Raw genomic sequence first — 17,640 nt, 5'->3', positions numbered from 1 at the left:
ACAGGACAGCAAGATGAAATTTTCCGAACAGTGGCTGCGTGAGTGGGTGTCGCCGGAACTGAACACCCAGCAGCTGGCCGATCAGGTCACCATGGCCGGTCTGGAAGTCGATGGTATCGAAGCGGTCGCCGGTGAGTTCACCGGTGTGGTCGTGGCCGAGGTCAAGGACAAGCAACCGCACCCGGAGGCCGATCGCCTCAATGTCTGCCAGGTGGATGATGGCAGTGGTGCACTGGTGCAGGTCGTCTGTGGCGCGCCGAATGTCGCCGCTGGCCAGAAGGTGCTCTTCGCTCAGGTCGGCGCCAAGCTGCCGGGCGACTTCAAGATTCGCAAGGCCAAGCTGCGCGGTGTCGAATCCCGCGGCATGATCTGTGGCGCCTCCGAGCTGGGTCTGGAAGCCGAAGCCTCCGACGGCATCATGGTGCTGGCCGCGGATGCGCCGGTGGGCCGCGATGCCCGTGACTTCCTGAATCTTGACGACAACGCCATCGAGGTCGATCTGACCCCGAACCGCGGCGACTGCCTGAGCGTCAAGGGTCTGGCGCGTGAAGTCGGCGTGCTCAATCGCCTGGCCGTCACGGCACCGAGCATCGAGCCGGTCGCCGCCCAGATCGACGATACCTTCCCGGTCACCGTCAGCGCGCCAGAGGCTTGCCCGCGTTATCTGGGGCGTGTCGTGCGTGATGTCAATGTCGCCGCGACCTCGCCGCTGTGGCTCGAGGAGCGTCTGCGTCGCAGTGGCATCCGCAGCATCGACCCCGTCGTCGACGTCACCAACTACGTGCTGCTCGAACTCGGCCAGCCGATGCACGCCTTCGATCTGGCACGCCTGAACGGCGGCATCGAAGTGCGCATGGCAGCCGCTGAAGAGCCGCTGACGCTGCTCGACGCTCAGGAAGTCGCGCTGCGTGACGACACCCTGGTCATCGCCGACGAGAAGGGTCCGCTGGCCATCGCCGGTGTGATGGGTGGCGAAGGCAGTGGCGTGAACGCCGAGACGCGCGACATCTTCTTCGAGTCGGCCTTCTTCGCGCCGTTGAGCGTCGCTGGCAAGGCGCGCAGCTACGGCCTGCACACCGACAGCTCGCATCGTTTCGAGCGTGGTGTGGACGCCCAGCTGCAGCGTGATGCCATCGAGCGCGCGACAGCCCTGCTGCTCGAGATCACCGGCGGCAAGCCGGGCCCGATCATCGAGGTCGCCAGCGACGCAGCACTGCCCAAGGCCGCCGTCGTCAGCCTGAGCGGCGCCAGTGTCGAGCGCACGCTGGGCATGGCGCTGCCGGATGACGAGATCGTCGAGATTCTCGAGCGTCTGGGCATGCAGGTCGCCGCGAATGGCGATAGCCAATGGCAGGTGACGGTGCCGAGCTGGCGTTTCGATGTCAGCATCGAGGCTGACCTGATCGAAGAGCTGGCACGCATCCACGGCTACAACAATCTGCCGGTCAGCCGTCCGAACGCGCGTCTGGCACCGGCCGTGGCCAATGAGACCACCCAGCCGCTGACCAGCCTGCGTCGTCAGCTGGTGGCGCGGGGCTATCAGGAAGCGATCAGCTACAGCTTCGTCGCCCCTGAGCTGCAGAAGACGCTGGACCCGCAAGGGGTGGCGCCGGCACTGGCCAACCCGATTTCCAGCGACATGGCCGTGATGCGCAGCTCGCTGCTGCCGGGGCTGGTCAAGGCGCTGAGCCACAACCTCAATCGTCAGCAGTCGCGCGTGCGCCTGTTCGAGACCGGGCTTGTGTTCCGCGGTGAGCTGGACTCCCTCGAGCAGACGCCGATGATCGGTGGCCTGATCACCGGCGCCCGTCTGCCGGAAGGCTGGAATGGCGGTCGTGACAAGGTCGACTTCTTCGATCTCAAGGGCGATGTCGAGGCACTGCTGGCACTGGGCGGCAATCTGGATGCCTGGCGCTTCGAAGCCGCCGAGCATCCGGCACTGCACCCGGGCCAGTGCGCTCAGCTGTTCTTCAATGGCGAGCCGGCAGGCTGGATGGGTGCCCTGCACCCGGCGGCGCGCGCCGAGCTTGGCCTGAAGGTCGAGGTGTTCGTGTTCGAGATCACGCTGGCCTCTGCCTGCGCGGGTCGTCTGCCGCGCTTCGCGCCGCTCTCCAAGTATCCGGAAGTGCGTCGCGACCTGGCCTTCGTGGTCGAAGAGGGCGTTCACGTGCAGTCGCTGCTCGACGCCATCCGCTCGCAAGCCGGTGAATGGCTGACGGACCTGCGCCTGTTTGACGTCTATCAGGGCCAGGGGGTAGCCGATGGTCACAAGTCGCTCGCCCTGGGCTTGACCTGGCAGCATCCTTCGCGCACGCTGAATGATGAGGAAATCAATCAGTTAGTCGATGCGATCGTCACCGATGGCCACACACGTTTCGGGGCGGCGCTGAGAGCATGAGTCGCCACTTGAACGAGGGAGCGGACATGGGAGCGTTGACCAAGGCGGAACTTGCCGAGCATCTGCACGCAGAACTCGGCATGTCCAAGCGCGAAGCCAAGTCGATGGTAGAGGTATTCTTCGACGAGATTCGCGGTTGCCTGCGGGAAAATGAACAGGTGAAGCTGTCCGGTTTCGGCAACTTCGATCTACGTGACAAGCGCGAACGTCCGGGGCGCAATCCCAAGACAGGCGAGGAGATTCCGATCTCCGCGCGTCGCGTGGTGACATTCCGCCCAGGTCAGAAGCTCAAGGCCCGAGTGGATGAGTACGACGGCGAGACGCACGCACATCAGCGTCTTGAAGAGCATGATGACCACGATGATCATGATGATGATCACTGAGGTCATTGCCTGACCTCACCCGCCGCTCCCTGAGCGGGTGACCATGCTCACGAAAGCCCCGACGCCCTGCGTCGGGGCTTTCGTCGTTCTGAGGCGTCGTTCTGAGGCGTCGTTTCTTGTGTTATCGCTGTGCGTCATCAGCCGATCGAGAGCTCGGTGCGCGCATAGCTGATGCCGGGGCGGCTGCGGGTCGCCAGCAGGTAGCCGAGGGCGAGTGGCCCGGTGCGTCCCAGCAGCATGGTCGCGATGATCAGCAATTGCCCGCCGGGCGAGAGCTCGGGCGTCAGGCCGTGGCTCAGGCCGACGGTGCCGAAGGCCGAGACGGTCTCGAAGGCCAGCGACAGGAATGTGTGGTCCGGGTCGGTGATGGTCAGGCCGAACAGCATGCTGAAGATCAGCAGCATCGCCGCCAGTGCCACGGCGATCGACTTGAAGACGGTGTCATCGCCGATGCGGCGGCCATGCAGGGTGGGGGAGGGCTCGCTGCGCAGAAAGGCACGTGTGGTCAGCAGCAGCACCACGAAGGTGGTCAACTTGATGCCGCTGGCCGTCGAGCCGCTGCCGCCGCCGATGAACATCAGCGCCATGGTCCACAGGGTCGAGGCTTGTGTCATCTCGGTGGAATCGATGACGCTGAACCCGGCGGTGCGCGGTGTGATGGCCATGAAGGCAGCGGCGAGCAGGCGTTCGCCGTGACTGGCCATGGCGCCCAGCGTGCCGGGGTTGCGCCATTCAAGCGCCAGTATCACCACCAGACTCAGCAGGTTGAGTGCCACGGTGGCCTCGATCACCAGGCGTGTCTGCACCGAGAAGCGTGACGGCTGCAGCAATACGCGCCAGCCATGTTGGCGGCGCCGCTCGCGCAGCTCGCCGATGACGGCAAAGCCGATACCGCCAGTCATGAACAGGATGCCGATCACGCCGCTGGTCAGGGGATTGGCCGCGTCGCGCATCAGGCTGTCCGGCCACAGGGTGAAGCCGGCATTGTTGAAGGCCGAGACCGAGTGGAAGAGGCTCAGCCACAGGCCCTCCTGCCAGCCGTACTCGGGCACCCAGTCCAACGCCAGCAAGGAGGCGCCTGCCAGCTCGAGCGTCAGCGCAAAGGCGGTGATGATCTTGAGCAGGCGGCCTATCTCGCGTGAGCTGCTGCGATTGAGCGCCTCGCGTAGCAAGCTGGTCTGATGCATCGGCAGGCGCTGGCCCAGCATCACCAGCGACAGGGCGGCGATGGTCATGAAGCCGAGACCGCCGAGCTGGATCAGTACCAGCACGACGGTCTGGCCTGCGAGGGTGAAGTCGCTGAGCGGAGTGACGGAGAGGCCGGTGACCGTGATGGCAGAGGTCGCGGTGAACAGCGCCGACAGCCAGCTCAGCCCTTGCTGGTGTATGCCGGGCAGTTTCAGCAGGCAGGCGCCTAGCATGCCGAGGCCCAGAAAGCCGCTCAGCAGAATCTCAGGCGGCGACAGATGGATGATGGGCCCGCGTGGGCTGCGGGTCAGGGGGCGGAGATAGCGCCGGTAGCGCTGCCTCATAGATGCGCTCCCAGCTTGCGCAGCGCGCTCAGTTCGCCGATCAGGACCAGATGGTCGCCGGCGGCCAGTCGCGTGTTGCCGGAGGGTTGGCGATCGAGGGTCTTGCCCTTGCGCAGCGCGATCACGCTGATGTCGTCATCGATGGGCAGCTGATCGAGCTGCTGGCAGTCATCGCCCAGTCGTGCACTGACCTCCAGCTCGACCACGAACTGGTGATCGCCGAGATGGATGAAGTCGACCATGGCATGGTAGGCGAGGCTTTCCGCCACGCGCACGCCCAGGTCGTACTCCGGATGCACGATGTGATCGACTCCCAGACGACTGAGCAGCTTGTGGTGTGCATCCGAGGTGGCCTTGACCCACAGCTCCCTGGCGCCGAGCTCCTTGGCCAGCAGCGCGCAGATCAGGCTCTGTTCCATCGAGTCGGCCAGATCGATCAAGACGGCGTCGTACTGCTCAAGCCCCAGCTCCTGCAGGGCATGTTCGTCGGTGGGGTCCGCGATCACGGCCTGATTGAGCAGGTCTGCCACGGCATTGAGGCGCTTCTCATCGGCATCCACGCCGAGCACTTCATGGTCATGGCGCCTGAGCTCCCGCGCGACGGTGCTGCCGAAATAGCCCAGTCCGATGACCGCGAATTGACGATGCATGACGACTCCTTGTCTGCGCTGCTGGGTGAGACCAGACGCTCTTTGTCCAGAAGCTCTCTGGCCAGGCACTCTCAGGCCCAGCACTCTCTAGCCCAGCACTCTCTAGCCAGAGCGTTCTGGTCGGCGTCTCTTGAATGAGCCTACTCCAGTGATGCGGGGATGTCGGGTCCTTTTGCGGCGCGGTGCGTCTCAGGCGAGGTTGCTTGTCAGGCCTGAGTGGCAGGTATCGTTTCAAATGTTACCAATTTGAAGCATCTAATGTAGAGTGATTGCCGTCGTGTGGTGATGGCGTTTTCGCAGAGGAATTCTGAGGGAATCGTGGTGATTTTCGATGGGAATCGCGGACGAACCTGCTTCATATCAGTAAAATGGTCTGTGTGAGCACCCAAGGCAGCCAGGCGTTGCGTCGATCACCACTGGCTCACAACAATAACTCGTAAGGTATTCCATGACGGCAAGACAGCAACCCAAGAATCTCTGGATCAGTCGCTGGGGCTTCATCCTTGCAGCTACCGGTTCCGCGGTAGGGCTGGGCAATATCTGGAAGTTTCCCTATATCACCGGTGAGTACGGCGGAGGCGCCTTCGTGCTGGTGTATCTGGCCTGCATTCTCGCCGTGGGCGTACCCGTGATGATGGCGGAGATCGCCTTCGGGCGGCGCGGGCGCGGCAGCCCCATCGAGGCGATTGCCAATCTGGCGCGTGAGGCGGGGGCCAGTCCGTTGTGGAAGGTCTTCGGCTGGATCGCGATGCTGGCCGGCTTCATGATCCTGTCGTTCTATGTCGTGGTGGCGGGGTGGTCGTTCAGTTACCTGTGGAAGATGGCCAGTGGCGCGTTGTCCGGACACAGCGTCGCGGAGCTGGGCGCCATCTTCGAGGCCGGCAACGCCAACCCCTGGGCGCTGGGTGGCTGGGCCACGCTGGTGACGGTGGTGACGATGCTGATCGTCGGGCGAGGGGTGCAGGAAGGCGTCGAGAAGAGCGTGCGCTGGATGATGCCGGGCATGGTGATCATGCTGCTGATCATGATCGGCTATGCCCTGACCTCGGGCAACTTCTCGGCAGGCTTCCACTTCCTGTTCGATTTCGATGTCACGCGCTTGAGCAGCGAAGGGGTGCTGGCCGCGCTGGGGCATGCCTTCTTTACCCTGTCGCTGGCCTCCGGTGCCATCCTCACCTACGGCTCCTACCTGCCGTCGGGCACCTCCATCGCCCGCACCACCTTCACGGTGGCGATCGCCGATACCCTGGTGGCACTGATGGCGGGGTTGGCGATCTTCCCGATCATCTTCGCCAATGGCATGGACCCGTCCTCCGGGCCGGGGCTGATCTTCATGAGTCTGCCGGTGGCCTTCAACCAGATGCCCTTCGGGCAGCTGTTCGGGGTGCTGTTCTTCGCCATGCTCTCGATCGCCGCCCTGACTTCTGCCATCTCGATGATCGAGGCGACCGTCGCCTGGCTGAGCGAGAACCGCAACATGAGCCGTACCAAGGCCTCGTGGCTGGCCGGCAGCGTGCTGTGGCTGGTGGCGATGTTCGCGATGCTGTCGTTCAATCTCGGCGCGGACTGGACGCTGGCCGGCAAGCACTTCTTCGACTGGCTCGATTACCTGACCTCGCGCTGGATGATGCCGATCGGTGGCATCGCCATGGCGCTGCTGGCCGGGTTCGTCTTCAAGAGCAGCATGCTGCGCGATGAGCTGAATCTGAGCGATGCCGGCTATCGTCTGTGGCTGTTCATGATTCGTTATGTCAGCCCGGTCTGCATCCTGGCGATCTTCGTCGATGCCCTGGGTGTCGCAGAGCTGTCATTCGGCGACTGGTCGTATTTCGTGGCCGTCATCCTGGCAGCCTGTCTCGTGGGCGAGCTGCTCTCGCCGCGCCTGCGCGAGCGTGCCGCCGAGCAGGGCTGATATGCTCGCTAGCATCAGTTCGATAGCGCCAGCCCGGTAGTCATGAGAGCGGCATGAAAAAGCCCCCTGCAGCGTGCTGCAGGGGGCTTTTCGTTCTGATGTCTGTGGCCTGTCTGTCTGCTGGTATCTGTGTGCCAGCTGGCGCCGTTACTCGCCTTCCAGGCCGGTGATCGGCTTGACCGTGCCCCAGTGGCGGCACTTCGGACATTGCCAGAGCAGCATCGAGGCTTCGAAGCCGCAGCGATGACAGCGATGGCGAGGACGCGCCTGGATCAGTTGCTGGGTATGACGCTTGAGCAGATTGAAACGCTCGGTCTCGCGCTCATCGGCGTCCAGCAGGTAGAGATCGAGCAGATAGTCGACGCCGCGCAGGCTGGGGTGACGATGCAGTTGCTCGCTGGCGAAGCTGGCAGCGGCCTCGACACCCTCGCGGCGCTCGATCAGTTGCGCAAGGCTGATGACTGTCGTGGTGTAGGGCGCGCGCTCGACTTCCTGATGCAGCAGGCGTACCAGGCCGCTCTCGTCATCCAGCATGCGAAAGGCGTTGCCCAGTGGCTCGAGGATGATGGGGGTGAAGCCGGTATCCTGACGTGGAATGCGCTGCAGCAGGCGGATGCACTGCTTGTAGTTGGCATGATCGAATTCGATCTCGGCCAACATCCAGTTGGCGCGTACGCATTTCTCATCGGTGGAGAGCGCCTGCTTGAGGCGCTTGCGGGCCATCGCCTGACTACCTTCGGCGATATCCAGCGCGGCCAGTTCGCAGTGCCAGTGGGCCGCCGCGCGGCGGATGCCGCCTTCCTGGCGCAGAATGGCGTGGGCGACTTCGAGTGCGGCCTCCCATTCGCGTTCCCGCTCGAGGAGGTCGATCAACAGGCGGCGGCCGGCACGCCGATGGCTGTCGTGCTGCGCTTGCTTGAGGAGGGTTTCCAGTAGCTTCTCGGCGCGGTCATAGACACCGCTGCGCATGAAGTCGCGGGCCAGTTCCAGCTGGACACGCTCGCCCTGTTCGCTATCCAGGGCAGGGCGGGCCAGCAGGTTCTGGTGAATCTTGACGGCACGATCGACTTCGCCGCGACTGCGATAGAGATTGCCCAGCGCGATGTGGGTATCGACGGTGTCGCTGTTGACTTCCAGGGCCTGAACGAAGGTTTCGATGGCACGATCAGGCTGCTCGTTGAGCAGATGATTGAGGCCGACGAAGTAGTCGCGGGACAGGGTGGCAGGAGCCGGTGCTTGTTCATCGGGGCGACGATCACGCCGCCCCAGCCAGAATCCGATGGCGATGGCCGCCATCAGCAATCCCAGCAATATCAGATCAGGCATTTATGCCACTTCCTTGATCTCCTGGATGCGCAGTTGGTCCAGTTCCTTGCGTTGCTGCTGGTTGCGACGCTGGGCACGGGTCAACAGCGTGCGCAGGCGCAGGTACATGCCCGTCATCGCGACCATGCCAAGCACGACGCCGACGGCCAGCGAGAACAGCAGCCACATGGAAAGGGACGCAGCAGGCAGCTCTACCCAGATGAGGTCGAGGGGCACGGCTTGCTGGTTGTGAACGGCAAAGAGAATACCGACCAGCAGGACGATCAGCAGGATCACGGCCAGAACGAGACCTTTTAGCCAACGCATAACGGTTTCCTTGTCATGAAATGCAGTCGTGAATCATCTGGGAGCGAGTGTATCACTGCCCATCGCGCGAGTCTTGGCGGCGACGCCGTGAGGTGGGTGGCTGTCGTCTCTGGCATGACGGCTTGAGCAGATGTCGGCCGGCGCTGAGCCAGCCGGCCCCGTCACGCCGGGTCTTCCTCTGCGGGCAGCGCTGTCAGTCAGTCGCGCCGTCGTCTTCAGCACTGTCATCAGTCGCGCTGTCGTCAATACCCCAGGGCGCGACTGGCATCGACCTGCTCGCGCAGCTCCTTGCCGGGCTTGAAGTGGGGGACGAACTTGCCATCCAGGTCCACCGGCTCACCGGTCTTGGGGTTGCGCCCCAGTCGTGGCTCACGGTAGTGCAGCGAGAAGCTGCCGAAACCGCGAATCTCGACGCGACCGCCGTGGGCCAGGGCGTCTGTCACATCATCGAGGATGATGCGAACCGCGGCCTCTACATCCTTGAGCGACAACTCAGGCTGTCGCATGGCTATCTGTTCGATCAGCTCGGACTTGGTCATCGGATCTCTCCATGCCTGCACCTTTCTCGCGAAAGGCGTTCGTGATGCGGCAGCCGGGCGACCTCTTGTCACCGGACAGGCACACGCATCCTTGTGATTGTTATCTCCTCAGCATAATGGGCAAATCCTGAGAAAACAACGCACTAGGGACATCATTGCCGATCACGGCACGGATTGCCAATTCCTGCCCGAGCAACGGGTCAACGGATGCCGCTGGCGCCCCCCTCGGGTATACTGCGCGCATTGATGTGACGACTGAGGTTCAGGCAATGGAAGATGTGATTCGCAAGCGGCTTCATTGGCATTCGCGTCGCGGCATGTGGGAGCTCGATCTGCTGCTGCTGCCGTTTCTGGAGCAGCGTTTCGACGCCTTGAGCGAAGACGACAAGGCGCTCTATGTGCAGCTGCTGGCCGAAGAGGACCAGGACCTCTTCGTGTGGCTGATGAAGCGCGACCCGTGCGGCAATGCCGAGTACCAGCGCCTGATCAACATGGTGATCGCCAATGCCGAGAATGGCGAGCGCGATCAGTTCAAGGGCCTCTAGACAGGCGTTCGCGACCCACGCCAGCCTGCGCGTCGGGCTGTTGGCGGCAAGTCTCGCCTTGTGGGTCTGGCTTGCCGAGCTGGCGACTGGCCAGTTGGTTGTCAGTACGTGGTGGACCTGTCAGTGGCAATTTCTACGCAATGCCCTGCCTTTCGAGGCGGGGCATTGTGTGTTTGAGGGGCTCGCTCAGCTGCCGGATGGTGTCATGGCGCTGCTGAGCGTGTTGGGGCTGGGCTGGCTGCTGCAGGCCGCAGAGCTGGTGTCATGGTGGCGCCAGGCTCGGCGGCGCCTCAAGGACCCCGAGGCGCGAGTCTGGCTGGCCCTGGGGGGCAGCCTCTGCGCCGATGCGGCGCTTGCCAGCGGTGGTGGCCAGGCGCCAGTGCCGGAGCATGAGGCTGAAGCCGAGACCGAAGCCAGCGACATCCCGCCTGCGTCAGAGGCACGCCATCGTCACCCGGAGATGCAGCTCTGCTGGTGGTGGGCCGATGGTGCCTCACGCAGCTGGCAGCCCGTCAACGTGCGCTGCCTGTGGTGCTCACCACGTCTGCTGGGGCTCGAGATCTCGCCGCAGGGCTTCGGACCACAGGGGGTGGGGCCACAGGGGATGGAGCTACAGGGCTTGAGAGCGCAGGACGCGGGCCAGCAGCAGCACCTGAAAACGCAGCGGGTATGGCTGTGGCCGGATAGCGCCTCCAGCGAAGACCTTCACCAGCTGCGGCTGTGGTTGCTGTGGCCGCCCTTGCCGCATGGCTTGCCGCGTCAGCCGCCGCCATTGGAGACCCTGCGGCGCGTCGCTGCCCAGGGCTGCCGCCCACGCTGAGCCTGCTCATGGGCCTTAAGCCTTCTCAAGAGCCGCTCAGATCGCGGCAGCGAAGGCCGAGAGCCGAATGACGCTATCGCGGGCACGCGGCGCCGGCATCGGGAAGTCGCGGATGAAGTGCAGGCCACGTGACTCATGGCGCTGATGGGCGCACAGCAGCAGCAGCGGTGCCAGCGTCAGGGCCTGATAGAGCGCAAGATGATCGAGCCCTGCACGCGGCGCTGAAGCTTGCCTGTGCTGCTCGGCCTCCGCCGTTTGCCCCGCCTCCAGCGAGACCCACTGCGCTATCTGCTTCAACGCCTCCCTCAGGCCGTGCTGGCTGCGCTCGATCCCCGCTTGCAGACTCATCAGCTGGCGCAAGCTGTGCAGGCGCGTGCGCGCCTCGTCGGCGCTCAGACGCATCACGCAGCGCCAGACCTGACCATTGTCTGCAAGCTGTGTGAGCAGGGTGGCGTGCTGCGGCATCAGCGAGTCGAGCGTGCTGATCAGACGTGGCTCGTCTGCGCGGCGCGGCTGCCCAAGTGCTTCACCACAGGCGCGCGCCTGCACCAGGCACTCGAGCAACGAGTTGCTGGCCATGCGATTGGCGCCGTGCAGGCCCGTGCAGGCGACTTCGCCGATGGCCCACAGCCCGGGCAGGTCGCTGGCGCCATCCAGTCCGGTGGCGATGCCGCCGCAGCTGTAGTGGGCGGCAGGGACGACGGGAATTGGTGCATGACGAATATCGATCCCGCGTGCCAGGCAGTGCTCGGCGATGGTCGGGAAGTGGTGCTCGATCGCCTCGGCCCCCAGCGCGCTGATATCCAGACAGACATGCTCGAGGCCGTGCGTGCGCATCTCGGCGAGGATGGCACGTGCCACGACATCACGCGGCGCCAGCTCCAGGCGCGGATCATGATCGGCCATGAAACGATGCCCATCCGGGCGCAGCAGCAGTCCCCCTTCACCCCGTACCGCCTCGGAGATCAAAAAGGGCGTGCCATCGGGGTCATACAGGCAGGTGGGATGAAACTGCTGGAACTCCAGGTTCATCAGGCTGGCGCCGGCGCGGGTCGCCATCGCCATGCCATCACCGACGCTGGCGCTCGGGCTGGTGGCGTGGGCGAACAGGCCGCTGGCACCGCCGGTAGCCAGTACCAGGTCATTGGCTGCCAGCCATTGGCGCTGGCCCGTACCATCCATCACCCATAGACCACTGGCGCGGCCGGCGTTGACCGCGATGTCGACGGCCAGCAGGTCTTCGAGAATCTCGATGTTCGGGTGGGCTTCGACGTGGGCGCTGAGCGTATCGAGCAGCGCTCGCCCGGTGGCGTCGGCGGCGTGGATGATGCGGCGGCGACCATGCCCGCCTTCACGGGTGAGGTGGAAGGGGTAGCTGGCGTCGGCGTCGGCCGGGGTGAAGGGCACGCCAAGCGCGATCAGCCATTCGATGGCCTCCCGCGAGTGGCCGACGGTGAAGCGCACCGCGCGCTCGTTGCACAGGCCATCGCCGGCAATCAGGGTGTCGGCGACATGGGATTCCACATCGTCCTCGGGCGCCAGCACCGCCGCGATACCGCCCTGCGCCCAGCGGCTGGCGCCCTGTGCCTCACGCGCCGGACGCAACAGCGTGACGCGGCGGGTGCGCGGGCCGGGTGGCAGGCGATTGGCGAGGCTGAGTGCCAGGGTCAAACCTGCCGCGCCGCCACCGACGATCAGCACGTCATGCTGGCTTGCGGGAGTCACTCCGGATACTGAGTTCATGTGTCTTTCCTGGCAGTCTCATTGCCGGCCGAGTCCGGCTGGCGCCTGTCGTGGCGGTCTGGCTCATCGCTGCTGTTGTCACTGATGCTGTCATCACTCGCCGGCGCTTTGCTGGCCGGCGCTTTGCCGACCGAAGAGTGATGCTCGCCAGCGCTGTTCTCGCGCCTGGTGGGGGCTGCCGTATCGCCCGGTGTCGGGTCTTCCGGCAGGAACAGGCGGCGTGCATCACTGATCAGGCCATGGCCCGGCAGTCGGCGTTGCAGGCGCTGGCTCGGCAGCCGCTCCAGCAAGGCCAGGCGCTCGCCCAGGGCTTCGGTCAGGCGTGCCAGCTCGCGATTGAGCCACAGGTAGCCTGCCGGGCTGAACAGCGCGCGGCCGTTGCGGCTCTCGACATTGCGGACATCGGCATAGCGTTGCAGGTCGAAGGGCGTCACCGTCAGTTCAATGCTCTGGCCGGTGCGCACCTGAAAGGCCAGGGTGCCAAGCGCGCGGGCCAGACGATGCTGGGCATCGCGCAGGCCATCCAGCCCCTCGATGAATTCATGCCCCTCGCGGGTGTTCCAGTGGGTTTCCTGCAGCAGTTCGATGGTCGAGATCATGCGGCGCTCGAAGGACAGGATTTCCTCGATGTCGGCACGATTGATGCGGCCTTCCTGAGCGACGGCATCGACCAGCCCGCGCTGCTTGACCAGCTGTGCCGAGGTGGCACGCACCAGCGCGAGCCCCTCATTGACGCCCTCACGCTCGGCCTTGGTATGACCGTGGTAGAGGCGTGCCAGCTTGTCGAGGTTGTCGGCCAGCAGGAAGCGGAAGACATCCGTCGCCTTCTGGGGCAGCAGCACCATGCTGACCACGATGCTGATCAGGGTGCCCAGCACCACATTGAAGACGCGCCATAGCCCGATGCCGAGATCATGATTGCCATCACCGATCACCATCAGCAGCGTGACGCAGAACAGCAGCGAGCTGTAGCCATAGCGATTGCTGAAGGTGGCGTTCAGTGCCAGGGCGATGCCGACGATGCTCCAGAAGGGCACCACGCCCGGCAGCGGCTCGGCGACCAGAATCAATATCAGGCCCCACAGGCCGCCAAGCAGGGTGCCGACCAGACGTTGCCAGCCCTTGTCGATGACACCGCCGACGTGGGGCAGGTTGCCCATGACCATCACGGTGCTGACCAATGCCCAGGAACTGTGCGGCAGGCTGAACAGCTCGATGATGGAAAAGCACAGCGTCAGGGCGACGGTCACGCGCAGGATATGCAGGCGCTGGCGGTGCAGGTAGGTGAAGTAAGGGTTGTGCGAGAACCATTTCATGATGCGATCTCCCCTCCGGCTGGCACGAGGAAGTGAGGGATGGGGCGCACCGCACACACGGCGGGTTTCAGCAGCGAAGAGGTGGACATCAGGTTCGCGGTCATTCCGTCGACAGGATTCAAGAGGCGTGGCCAAGGGGGCCATGACCATGGTGGAAGCGCTGCACAGTGTAACCGACCCCTCAAGGTCGTCCCAGAGGCTTTCAGGCCCTTGCGGCGCACTGTGACGCTGCGCCCTTGCTCTGCGAATGCTACTGATGGCGCTCAGGGCAGAGACCGGAGGGCGGTCATGAGAGCCCGCTCAAGAGAGATCGAGCAAGAGAGGGGAGGTAAGAGGAACAGGCAACGAGAGATGCGTACAGAGAGCGCGCCATCAAAGGGAAAGATCGAAAAATGGCGATTGTTATTGGTAATCACTCTCATCAAGCGGCTTGATTGGTATCCTGTACGTCCCCAAGTGATCATCAGGGGATCGAAGCTGGCGATCAGGTCATTGATCACGTTGTTGCCAGCCGCCCATCAGTGACGCCAGCCAGGTGCGACGTCATATGCAACAGCACAGGGAGACAAGCATGAGCAGCCAGACCCGCCGTGAACGCGACAGCATGGGTGAACTCGAAGTGCCGGCCAGCGCACTCTATGGCGCCCAGACTCAGCGAGCGGTCGACAACTTCCCCGTCAGTGGCCAGCCGTTGCCTGCTGCCTTCATTCGTGCCGTGGCGCGTATCAAGCTGGCCGCGGCCGAGGTCAACCGTGACCTGGAGCTGCTGGATGACGTGCGTGCCGAGGCGATCATCAAGGCGGCACGCCAGATCATCGACGGCGAGCATGCCGATCAATTCCCGGTCGATGTCTTCCAGACCGGTTCCGGCACCTCGACCAACATGAACGTCAACGAGGTGCTGACGCAGCTTGCCAATCAGCATCTGGGCGACAAGGACGTGACCGTCGGCGCCAACGACCACGTCAACATGGGGCAGTCGAGCAATGATGTCATCCCGACGGCCATTCATCTGTCCGCCGTCATCGCAGTCGCGGACACCCTGTTGCCGGCGCTGCGCCATCTGCATGAGGTGATCTCCCGCAAGGCCTCTGAAGTGGACGATGTCGTCAAGACCGGCCGCACTCACCTGATGGATGCGATGCCGATTCGCATGAGTCAGGAGCTGGGTGCCTGGCAGGCGCAGGTCGGGCAGGCCATCGAGCGCATCGAGCAGGTGCTGCCGCGCCTGGAGCGCCTCGCCCAGGGCGGCACCGCCGTCGGCAGTGGCATCAACGCGCATCCGGAATTCGCCGAGCGCATCGCCGACCGCCTCTCGCACCAGACCGGCCATGCCTTCCGTCCCGCCGAGAGCTTCTTCGCGGCGCTGTCCTCCCAGGACACGGCAGTCGAGCTCTCCGGCCATCTGCGTACCTACGCCGTGGCGATGATGAAGATCAGCAACGACCTGCGCTGGATGAATTCCGGCCCGCTGGCAGGGCTGGGCGAGATCGAGCTTGAGGCTCTGCAGCCGGGCAGCTCCATCATGCCGGGCAAGGTCAATCCGGTGATTCCCGAGGCGGCCGCCCAGGTGGCGGCGCAGGTGATGGGCAATGACGCCACCATCGGCATCGCCGGGCAGAGCGGCAACTTCCAGCTCAATGTCATGCTGCCGCTGATCGCCAACAACCTGCTGTCCTCGATCACGCTGAGTGCCAATGTCAGCCGCCTGCTGGCGGACAAGGCCATTGCCACCTTCAACGTGCGTCAGGACAACATCGAGGCACCGCTGGCCAAGAATCCGATTCTGGTCACGGCGCTCAATCCGGTGATCGGTTACAACGAGGCGGCGCGAGTGGCCAAGGTGGCCTATCAGGCCGGGCGTCCGATTCTGGATGTGGCCGAGGAAGAGACTGAGCTGTCACGCGAGGAGCTGGAGCGTCTGCTCGATCCGGCCAAGCTGACGGCGGGCGGTATCCAGTAAGTCGTCAATACATGACCTAAAATTCCGCCTGTCCCTGAACGAAAAGCCCGCCCCTCCTTGCCGGAGGGGCGGGCTTTCTTTTGCTGCTGGCTCAGCCGGTTTTCATCAGGCGGCGCGTGCCAGCAGGCGTTCCTTGAGATAGTCGCCGATGCGCGTCTTCTGCTCATCGCTCAGGCGCAGCGTCAGCTTGGTGCGGCGCCAGACGACGTCCTGCACCTCACGCGCCCATTCGTGCTCGACCAGGTAGTCGATCTCGGCGGCGCTCAGGCCTGCGCCGAAGTCCTCGCCCAGCTCCGCCTCGCTCTTCTTGCCGTCGAGGAAGTGCAGGCACAGGCTGCCGTAGCTTGAGGCGAAGCGTCGGGCGCGTGCTTCGCCGAGGAACGGGTAGTCGCGCTGCAGCTGGCGGGTGAAGGCTGCGCGGCTCTCGATGTCCCCTCCTGGCAGGGCCTTCTCGTGGGTCCACGGCTCGCCCATGCTCGGCAGCAGCGGCTTGAGGTCTTCGAGTGCCGATTCGGCCAGCTTGCGATAGGTGGTGATCTTGCCGCCGAAGATGGACAGCATCGGTGCGCCGCTGTCATCCAGATGCAGGGTGTAATCACGCGTCATCGCGGACGGGTCTGCCGACTCGTCGTCGCACAGCGGGCGCACGCCGGAGAAGGTCGAGACCACGTCCTCGCGGCTCAGCTTGCGCTTGAAGTGATGGTTGACCACCTCGAGCATGTAGTCGGTCTCATCGCTGGAGCAGGCCACCTCGGAGGGGTCGCCCTTGTAGCGCACGTCGGTGGTGCCGATCAGGCTGAAGTCTTCCTGATAGGGCAGCACGAAGACGATGCGCTTGTCCTTGTTCTGCAGGATGAAGGCGCGGTCGTCGGTGTTGATGCGCGGCACGATCAGGTGGCTGCCCTGGATCATGCGGATGCCGTAGCGCGGCGTGCGTTCGGTGGCGCCCTTGATGAAGGACTCCACCCACGGGCCTGCCGCATTCACCAGGGTGCGTGCGCGGCGGATGAAAGTCTCGCCGCTGCTGACATCTTCAAGTGTCAGCTCCCAGTGGCCCTCGACATCACGGGCGCCGACACAGCGGGTGCCCGTCATGATCTCGGCGCCTTGCTCGCGCGCCTGCAGTGCATTGGTGATGACCAGACGGGCATCATCGACCCAGCAATCCGAGTATTCGAAGCCTTGGTTGATCTCGCTGACCAGCGGGCTCTGCTCGCCGAACTTGAGGCCCTTGGAGGCTGGCAGGGTCTCGCGCTTGCCGATGTGGTCATACAGGAACAGGCCCGCGCGAATCATCCATGCCGGACGCAGATGCGGCTGGTGCGGCAGGATGAAGCGCAGCGGCCAGATGATATGCGGCGCCTTCTTGAGCAGTACCTCGCGCTCCTGCAGGGCTTCGCGCACCAGACGGAATTCGTAGTGCTCCAGGTAGCGCAGGCCGCCGTGGATCAGCTTGCTGCTGGCGGAGGAGGTCGCACTGGCGAGGTCGTTCTGCTCGCACAGGGCCACGCTCAGGCCGCGGCCGCTGGCATCGTTGGCGATACCGGCGCCATTGATGCCGCCGCCGATGATGAAGAGGTCAAGAAGTGCATCGTTGTCGCGGGACATGGGCTGCTCCTGCTCGTGCCCGGCGCTACCGGGTGGGGCGAATGAGTCTGCACCGGCAAGGTGCGCGATAATAGGTTTTCGAAAGTGAACATAGCTTAGCAAAAGTCGAACATCAAGGGGATTCTTCTGCGCTGATGGCTTTCGGAAATGATCATTTGGGCGAGTGTCTGGCAACTGAGGATTGCCTGATATTCAACCTGTTGTCTTGCCGGTGTTTTTTCTCAGTCTCTGATCATGGCGTGACATTTTCATGAAGCGCCTGGCTGTCATGTTGCCGCGCGGGCGGCGCAGGCGATGCCCGCAGTGACGGATCAAGCGTCATGACACGATATACGGAGACGAAACGGCGCCACTGGGCAGTGGACAGTCAGCAGCTGGGCAGCATTCGTGATATGCGAGGTTGCATCGGTGCAAAGGGGGCAAAAGGGGGAAAAGGGGCGAGGGGGAAGAAGGAAAGGGGCAAGAAGGAAAAGGGGGGCGAGGGATAAGGGATGAGAGCTGGGCCAGGCTGCACGACGGCGTATTGCCTGGCCCTTGATTGCGCGATGACCTGATTATGAGATGAGTCGGTTGCGAGACGACTAGTGGGCTGGGTGACG

General features: G+C 64.0%; 14 protein-coding genes. 6 read left to right on the top strand and 8 right to left on the bottom strand.

What is annotated here, in order from left to right:
* Positions 1 to 13: 13 nt before the first annotated feature.
* Positions 14 to 2,398, top strand: a complete 2,385-nt coding sequence (gene pheT, locus CLAM6_RS12310; RefSeq protein WP_153636262.1) for a phenylalanine--tRNA ligase subunit beta — start codon at positions 14 to 16, stop codon at positions 2,396 to 2,398.
* Between the two features lie 26 nt (positions 2,399 to 2,424).
* Positions 2,425 to 2,781, top strand: a complete 357-nt coding sequence (gene ihfA / locus CLAM6_RS12305) for an integration host factor subunit alpha (RefSeq protein ID WP_107336300.1) — start codon at positions 2,425 to 2,427, stop codon at positions 2,779 to 2,781.
* Between the two features lie 137 nt (positions 2,782 to 2,918).
* On the opposite strand, the gene CLAM6_RS12300 is transcribed toward ihfA, so the two are convergent.
* Together CLAM6_RS12300 and CLAM6_RS12295 are read right to left on the bottom strand one after the other, a co-directional pair.
* Positions 2,919 to 4,313: a TrkH family potassium uptake protein gene (locus CLAM6_RS12300; protein ID WP_153636261.1), complete on the bottom strand. Its 1,395-nt coding sequence runs from the start codon at positions 4,311 to 4,313 to the stop codon at positions 2,919 to 2,921.
* Complete coding sequence (locus CLAM6_RS12295; RefSeq protein ID WP_153636260.1) at positions 4,310 to 4,963, bottom strand: potassium channel family protein; 654 nt, start codon at positions 4,961 to 4,963, stop codon at positions 4,310 to 4,312. The genes CLAM6_RS12300 and CLAM6_RS12295 overlap by 4 nt, the downstream gene beginning before the upstream one ends.
* 448 nt (positions 4,964 to 5,411) lie before the next feature.
* Between CLAM6_RS12295 and CLAM6_RS12290 the strand changes: the two genes are divergently transcribed.
* On the top strand, positions 5,412 to 6,875 hold the full coding sequence (locus CLAM6_RS12290) for a sodium-dependent transporter (protein ID WP_153636259.1): 1,464 nt from the start codon (positions 5,412 to 5,414) through the stop codon (positions 6,873 to 6,875).
* Positions 6,876 to 7,022: 147 nt separating this feature from the next.
* Here CLAM6_RS12290 and lapB read toward each other — a convergent pair whose 3' ends face one another.
* The 3 genes from lapB to CLAM6_RS12275 form a co-directional block, all read right to left on the bottom strand.
* Positions 7,023 to 8,201: a lipopolysaccharide assembly protein LapB gene (lapB, locus tag CLAM6_RS12285; RefSeq protein WP_043335632.1), complete on the bottom strand. Its 1,179-nt coding sequence runs from the start codon at positions 8,199 to 8,201 to the stop codon at positions 7,023 to 7,025.
* On the bottom strand, positions 8,202 to 8,507 hold the full coding sequence (locus tag CLAM6_RS12280) for a lipopolysaccharide assembly protein LapA domain-containing protein (RefSeq protein ID WP_054555462.1): 306 nt from the start codon (positions 8,505 to 8,507) through the stop codon (positions 8,202 to 8,204). It abuts the gene before it with no gap.
* A 242-nt stretch (positions 8,508 to 8,749) separates the two neighbouring features.
* Positions 8,750 to 9,046 carry an integration host factor subunit beta gene (locus CLAM6_RS12275; RefSeq protein WP_043335630.1) on the bottom strand — a complete coding sequence of 99 codons (297 nt, stop codon included), beginning with the start codon at positions 9,044 to 9,046 and terminating at the stop codon, positions 8,750 to 8,752.
* Between the two features lie 269 nt (positions 9,047 to 9,315).
* On the opposite strand from CLAM6_RS12275, the gene CLAM6_RS12270 reads away from it, so the two are divergent.
* Both CLAM6_RS12270 and CLAM6_RS12265 read left to right on the top strand, forming a co-directional pair.
* Positions 9,316 to 9,591: an FAD assembly factor SdhE gene (locus CLAM6_RS12270; protein WP_043335628.1), complete on the top strand. Its 276-nt coding sequence runs from the start codon at positions 9,316 to 9,318 to the stop codon at positions 9,589 to 9,591.
* A 205-nt stretch (positions 9,592 to 9,796) separates the two neighbouring features.
* The gene (locus CLAM6_RS12265; protein ID WP_153636258.1) at positions 9,797 to 10,411 is read left to right on the top strand and encodes a hypothetical protein; all 615 of its coding nucleotides are present in this window, start codon (positions 9,797 to 9,799) and stop codon (positions 10,409 to 10,411) included.
* Between the two features lie 36 nt (positions 10,412 to 10,447).
* Here CLAM6_RS12265 and nadB read toward each other — a convergent pair whose 3' ends face one another.
* Both nadB and CLAM6_RS12255 read right to left on the bottom strand, forming a co-directional pair.
* Positions 10,448 to 12,154, bottom strand: a complete 1,707-nt coding sequence (gene nadB / locus CLAM6_RS12260) for an L-aspartate oxidase (RefSeq protein ID WP_153636257.1) — start codon at positions 12,152 to 12,154, stop codon at positions 10,448 to 10,450.
* Complete coding sequence (locus CLAM6_RS12255) at positions 12,151 to 13,470, bottom strand: FUSC family protein (protein WP_153636256.1); 1,320 nt, start codon at positions 13,468 to 13,470, stop codon at positions 12,151 to 12,153. Before CLAM6_RS12255 ends, nadB begins: the two co-directional genes overlap by 4 nt.
* Before the next feature lie 571 nt (positions 13,471 to 14,041).
* Here CLAM6_RS12255 and CLAM6_RS12250 point away from each other — a divergent pair.
* A complete protein-coding gene (locus tag CLAM6_RS12250; RefSeq protein ID WP_153636255.1) occupies positions 14,042 to 15,433 on the top strand; it encodes a class II fumarate hydratase in 1,392 nt (463 codons plus the stop codon).
* A gap of 105 nt (positions 15,434 to 15,538) precedes the next feature.
* Here CLAM6_RS12250 and glpD read toward each other — a convergent pair whose 3' ends face one another.
* Positions 15,539 to 17,041 carry a glycerol-3-phosphate dehydrogenase gene (glpD, locus tag CLAM6_RS12245; RefSeq protein WP_153636254.1) on the bottom strand — a complete coding sequence of 501 codons (1,503 nt, stop codon included), beginning with the start codon at positions 17,039 to 17,041 and terminating at the stop codon, positions 15,539 to 15,541.
* Positions 17,042 to 17,640 lie beyond the last annotated feature (599 nt).

Origin of the sequence: Cobetia sp. AM6 (assembly GCF_009617955.1) — a bacterium.
Taxonomy (GTDB): domain Bacteria; phylum Pseudomonadota; class Gammaproteobacteria; order Pseudomonadales; family Halomonadaceae; genus Cobetia; species Cobetia amphilecti.
Note: the sequence above shows the minus strand (reverse complement) of the source record. Positions and strands in the feature narration are given on the sequence as shown.

What these genes read in the sequence shown, in the direction of transcription:
- pheT (WP_153636262.1), top strand. Translation starts at nt 14, where the DNA reads ATGAAATTTTCCGAACAGTGGCTGCGTGAGTGGGTGTCGCCGGAACTG.
- ihfA (WP_107336300.1), top strand. Translation starts at nt 2,425, where the DNA reads ATGGGAGCGTTGACCAAGGCGGAACTTGCCGAGCATCTGCACGCAGAA.
- CLAM6_RS12300 (WP_153636261.1), bottom strand. Translation starts at nt 4,313, where the DNA reads ATGAGGCAGCGCTACCGGCGCTATCTCCGCCCCCTGACCCGCAGCCCA.
- CLAM6_RS12295 (WP_153636260.1), bottom strand. Translation starts at nt 4,963, where the DNA reads ATGCATCGTCAATTCGCGGTCATCGGACTGGGCTATTTCGGCAGCACC.
- CLAM6_RS12290 (WP_153636259.1), top strand. Translation starts at nt 5,412, where the DNA reads ATGACGGCAAGACAGCAACCCAAGAATCTCTGGATCAGTCGCTGGGGC.
- lapB (WP_043335632.1), bottom strand. Translation starts at nt 8,201, where the DNA reads ATGCCTGATCTGATATTGCTGGGATTGCTGATGGCGGCCATCGCCATC.
- CLAM6_RS12280 (WP_054555462.1), bottom strand. Translation starts at nt 8,507, where the DNA reads ATGCGTTGGCTAAAAGGTCTCGTTCTGGCCGTGATCCTGCTGATCGTC.
- CLAM6_RS12275 (WP_043335630.1), bottom strand. Translation starts at nt 9,046, where the DNA reads ATGACCAAGTCCGAGCTGATCGAACAGATAGCCATGCGACAGCCTGAG.
- CLAM6_RS12270 (WP_043335628.1), top strand. Translation starts at nt 9,316, where the DNA reads ATGGAAGATGTGATTCGCAAGCGGCTTCATTGGCATTCGCGTCGCGGC.
- CLAM6_RS12265 (WP_153636258.1), top strand. Translation starts at nt 9,797, where the DNA reads ATGGCGCTGCTGAGCGTGTTGGGGCTGGGCTGGCTGCTGCAGGCCGCA.
- nadB (WP_153636257.1), bottom strand. Translation starts at nt 12,154, where the DNA reads ATGAACTCAGTATCCGGAGTGACTCCCGCAAGCCAGCATGACGTGCTG.
- CLAM6_RS12255 (WP_153636256.1), bottom strand. Translation starts at nt 13,470, where the DNA reads ATGAAATGGTTCTCGCACAACCCTTACTTCACCTACCTGCACCGCCAG.
- CLAM6_RS12250 (WP_153636255.1), top strand. Translation starts at nt 14,042, where the DNA reads ATGAGCAGCCAGACCCGCCGTGAACGCGACAGCATGGGTGAACTCGAA.
- glpD (WP_153636254.1), bottom strand. Translation starts at nt 17,041, where the DNA reads ATGTCCCGCGACAACGATGCACTTCTTGACCTCTTCATCATCGGCGGC.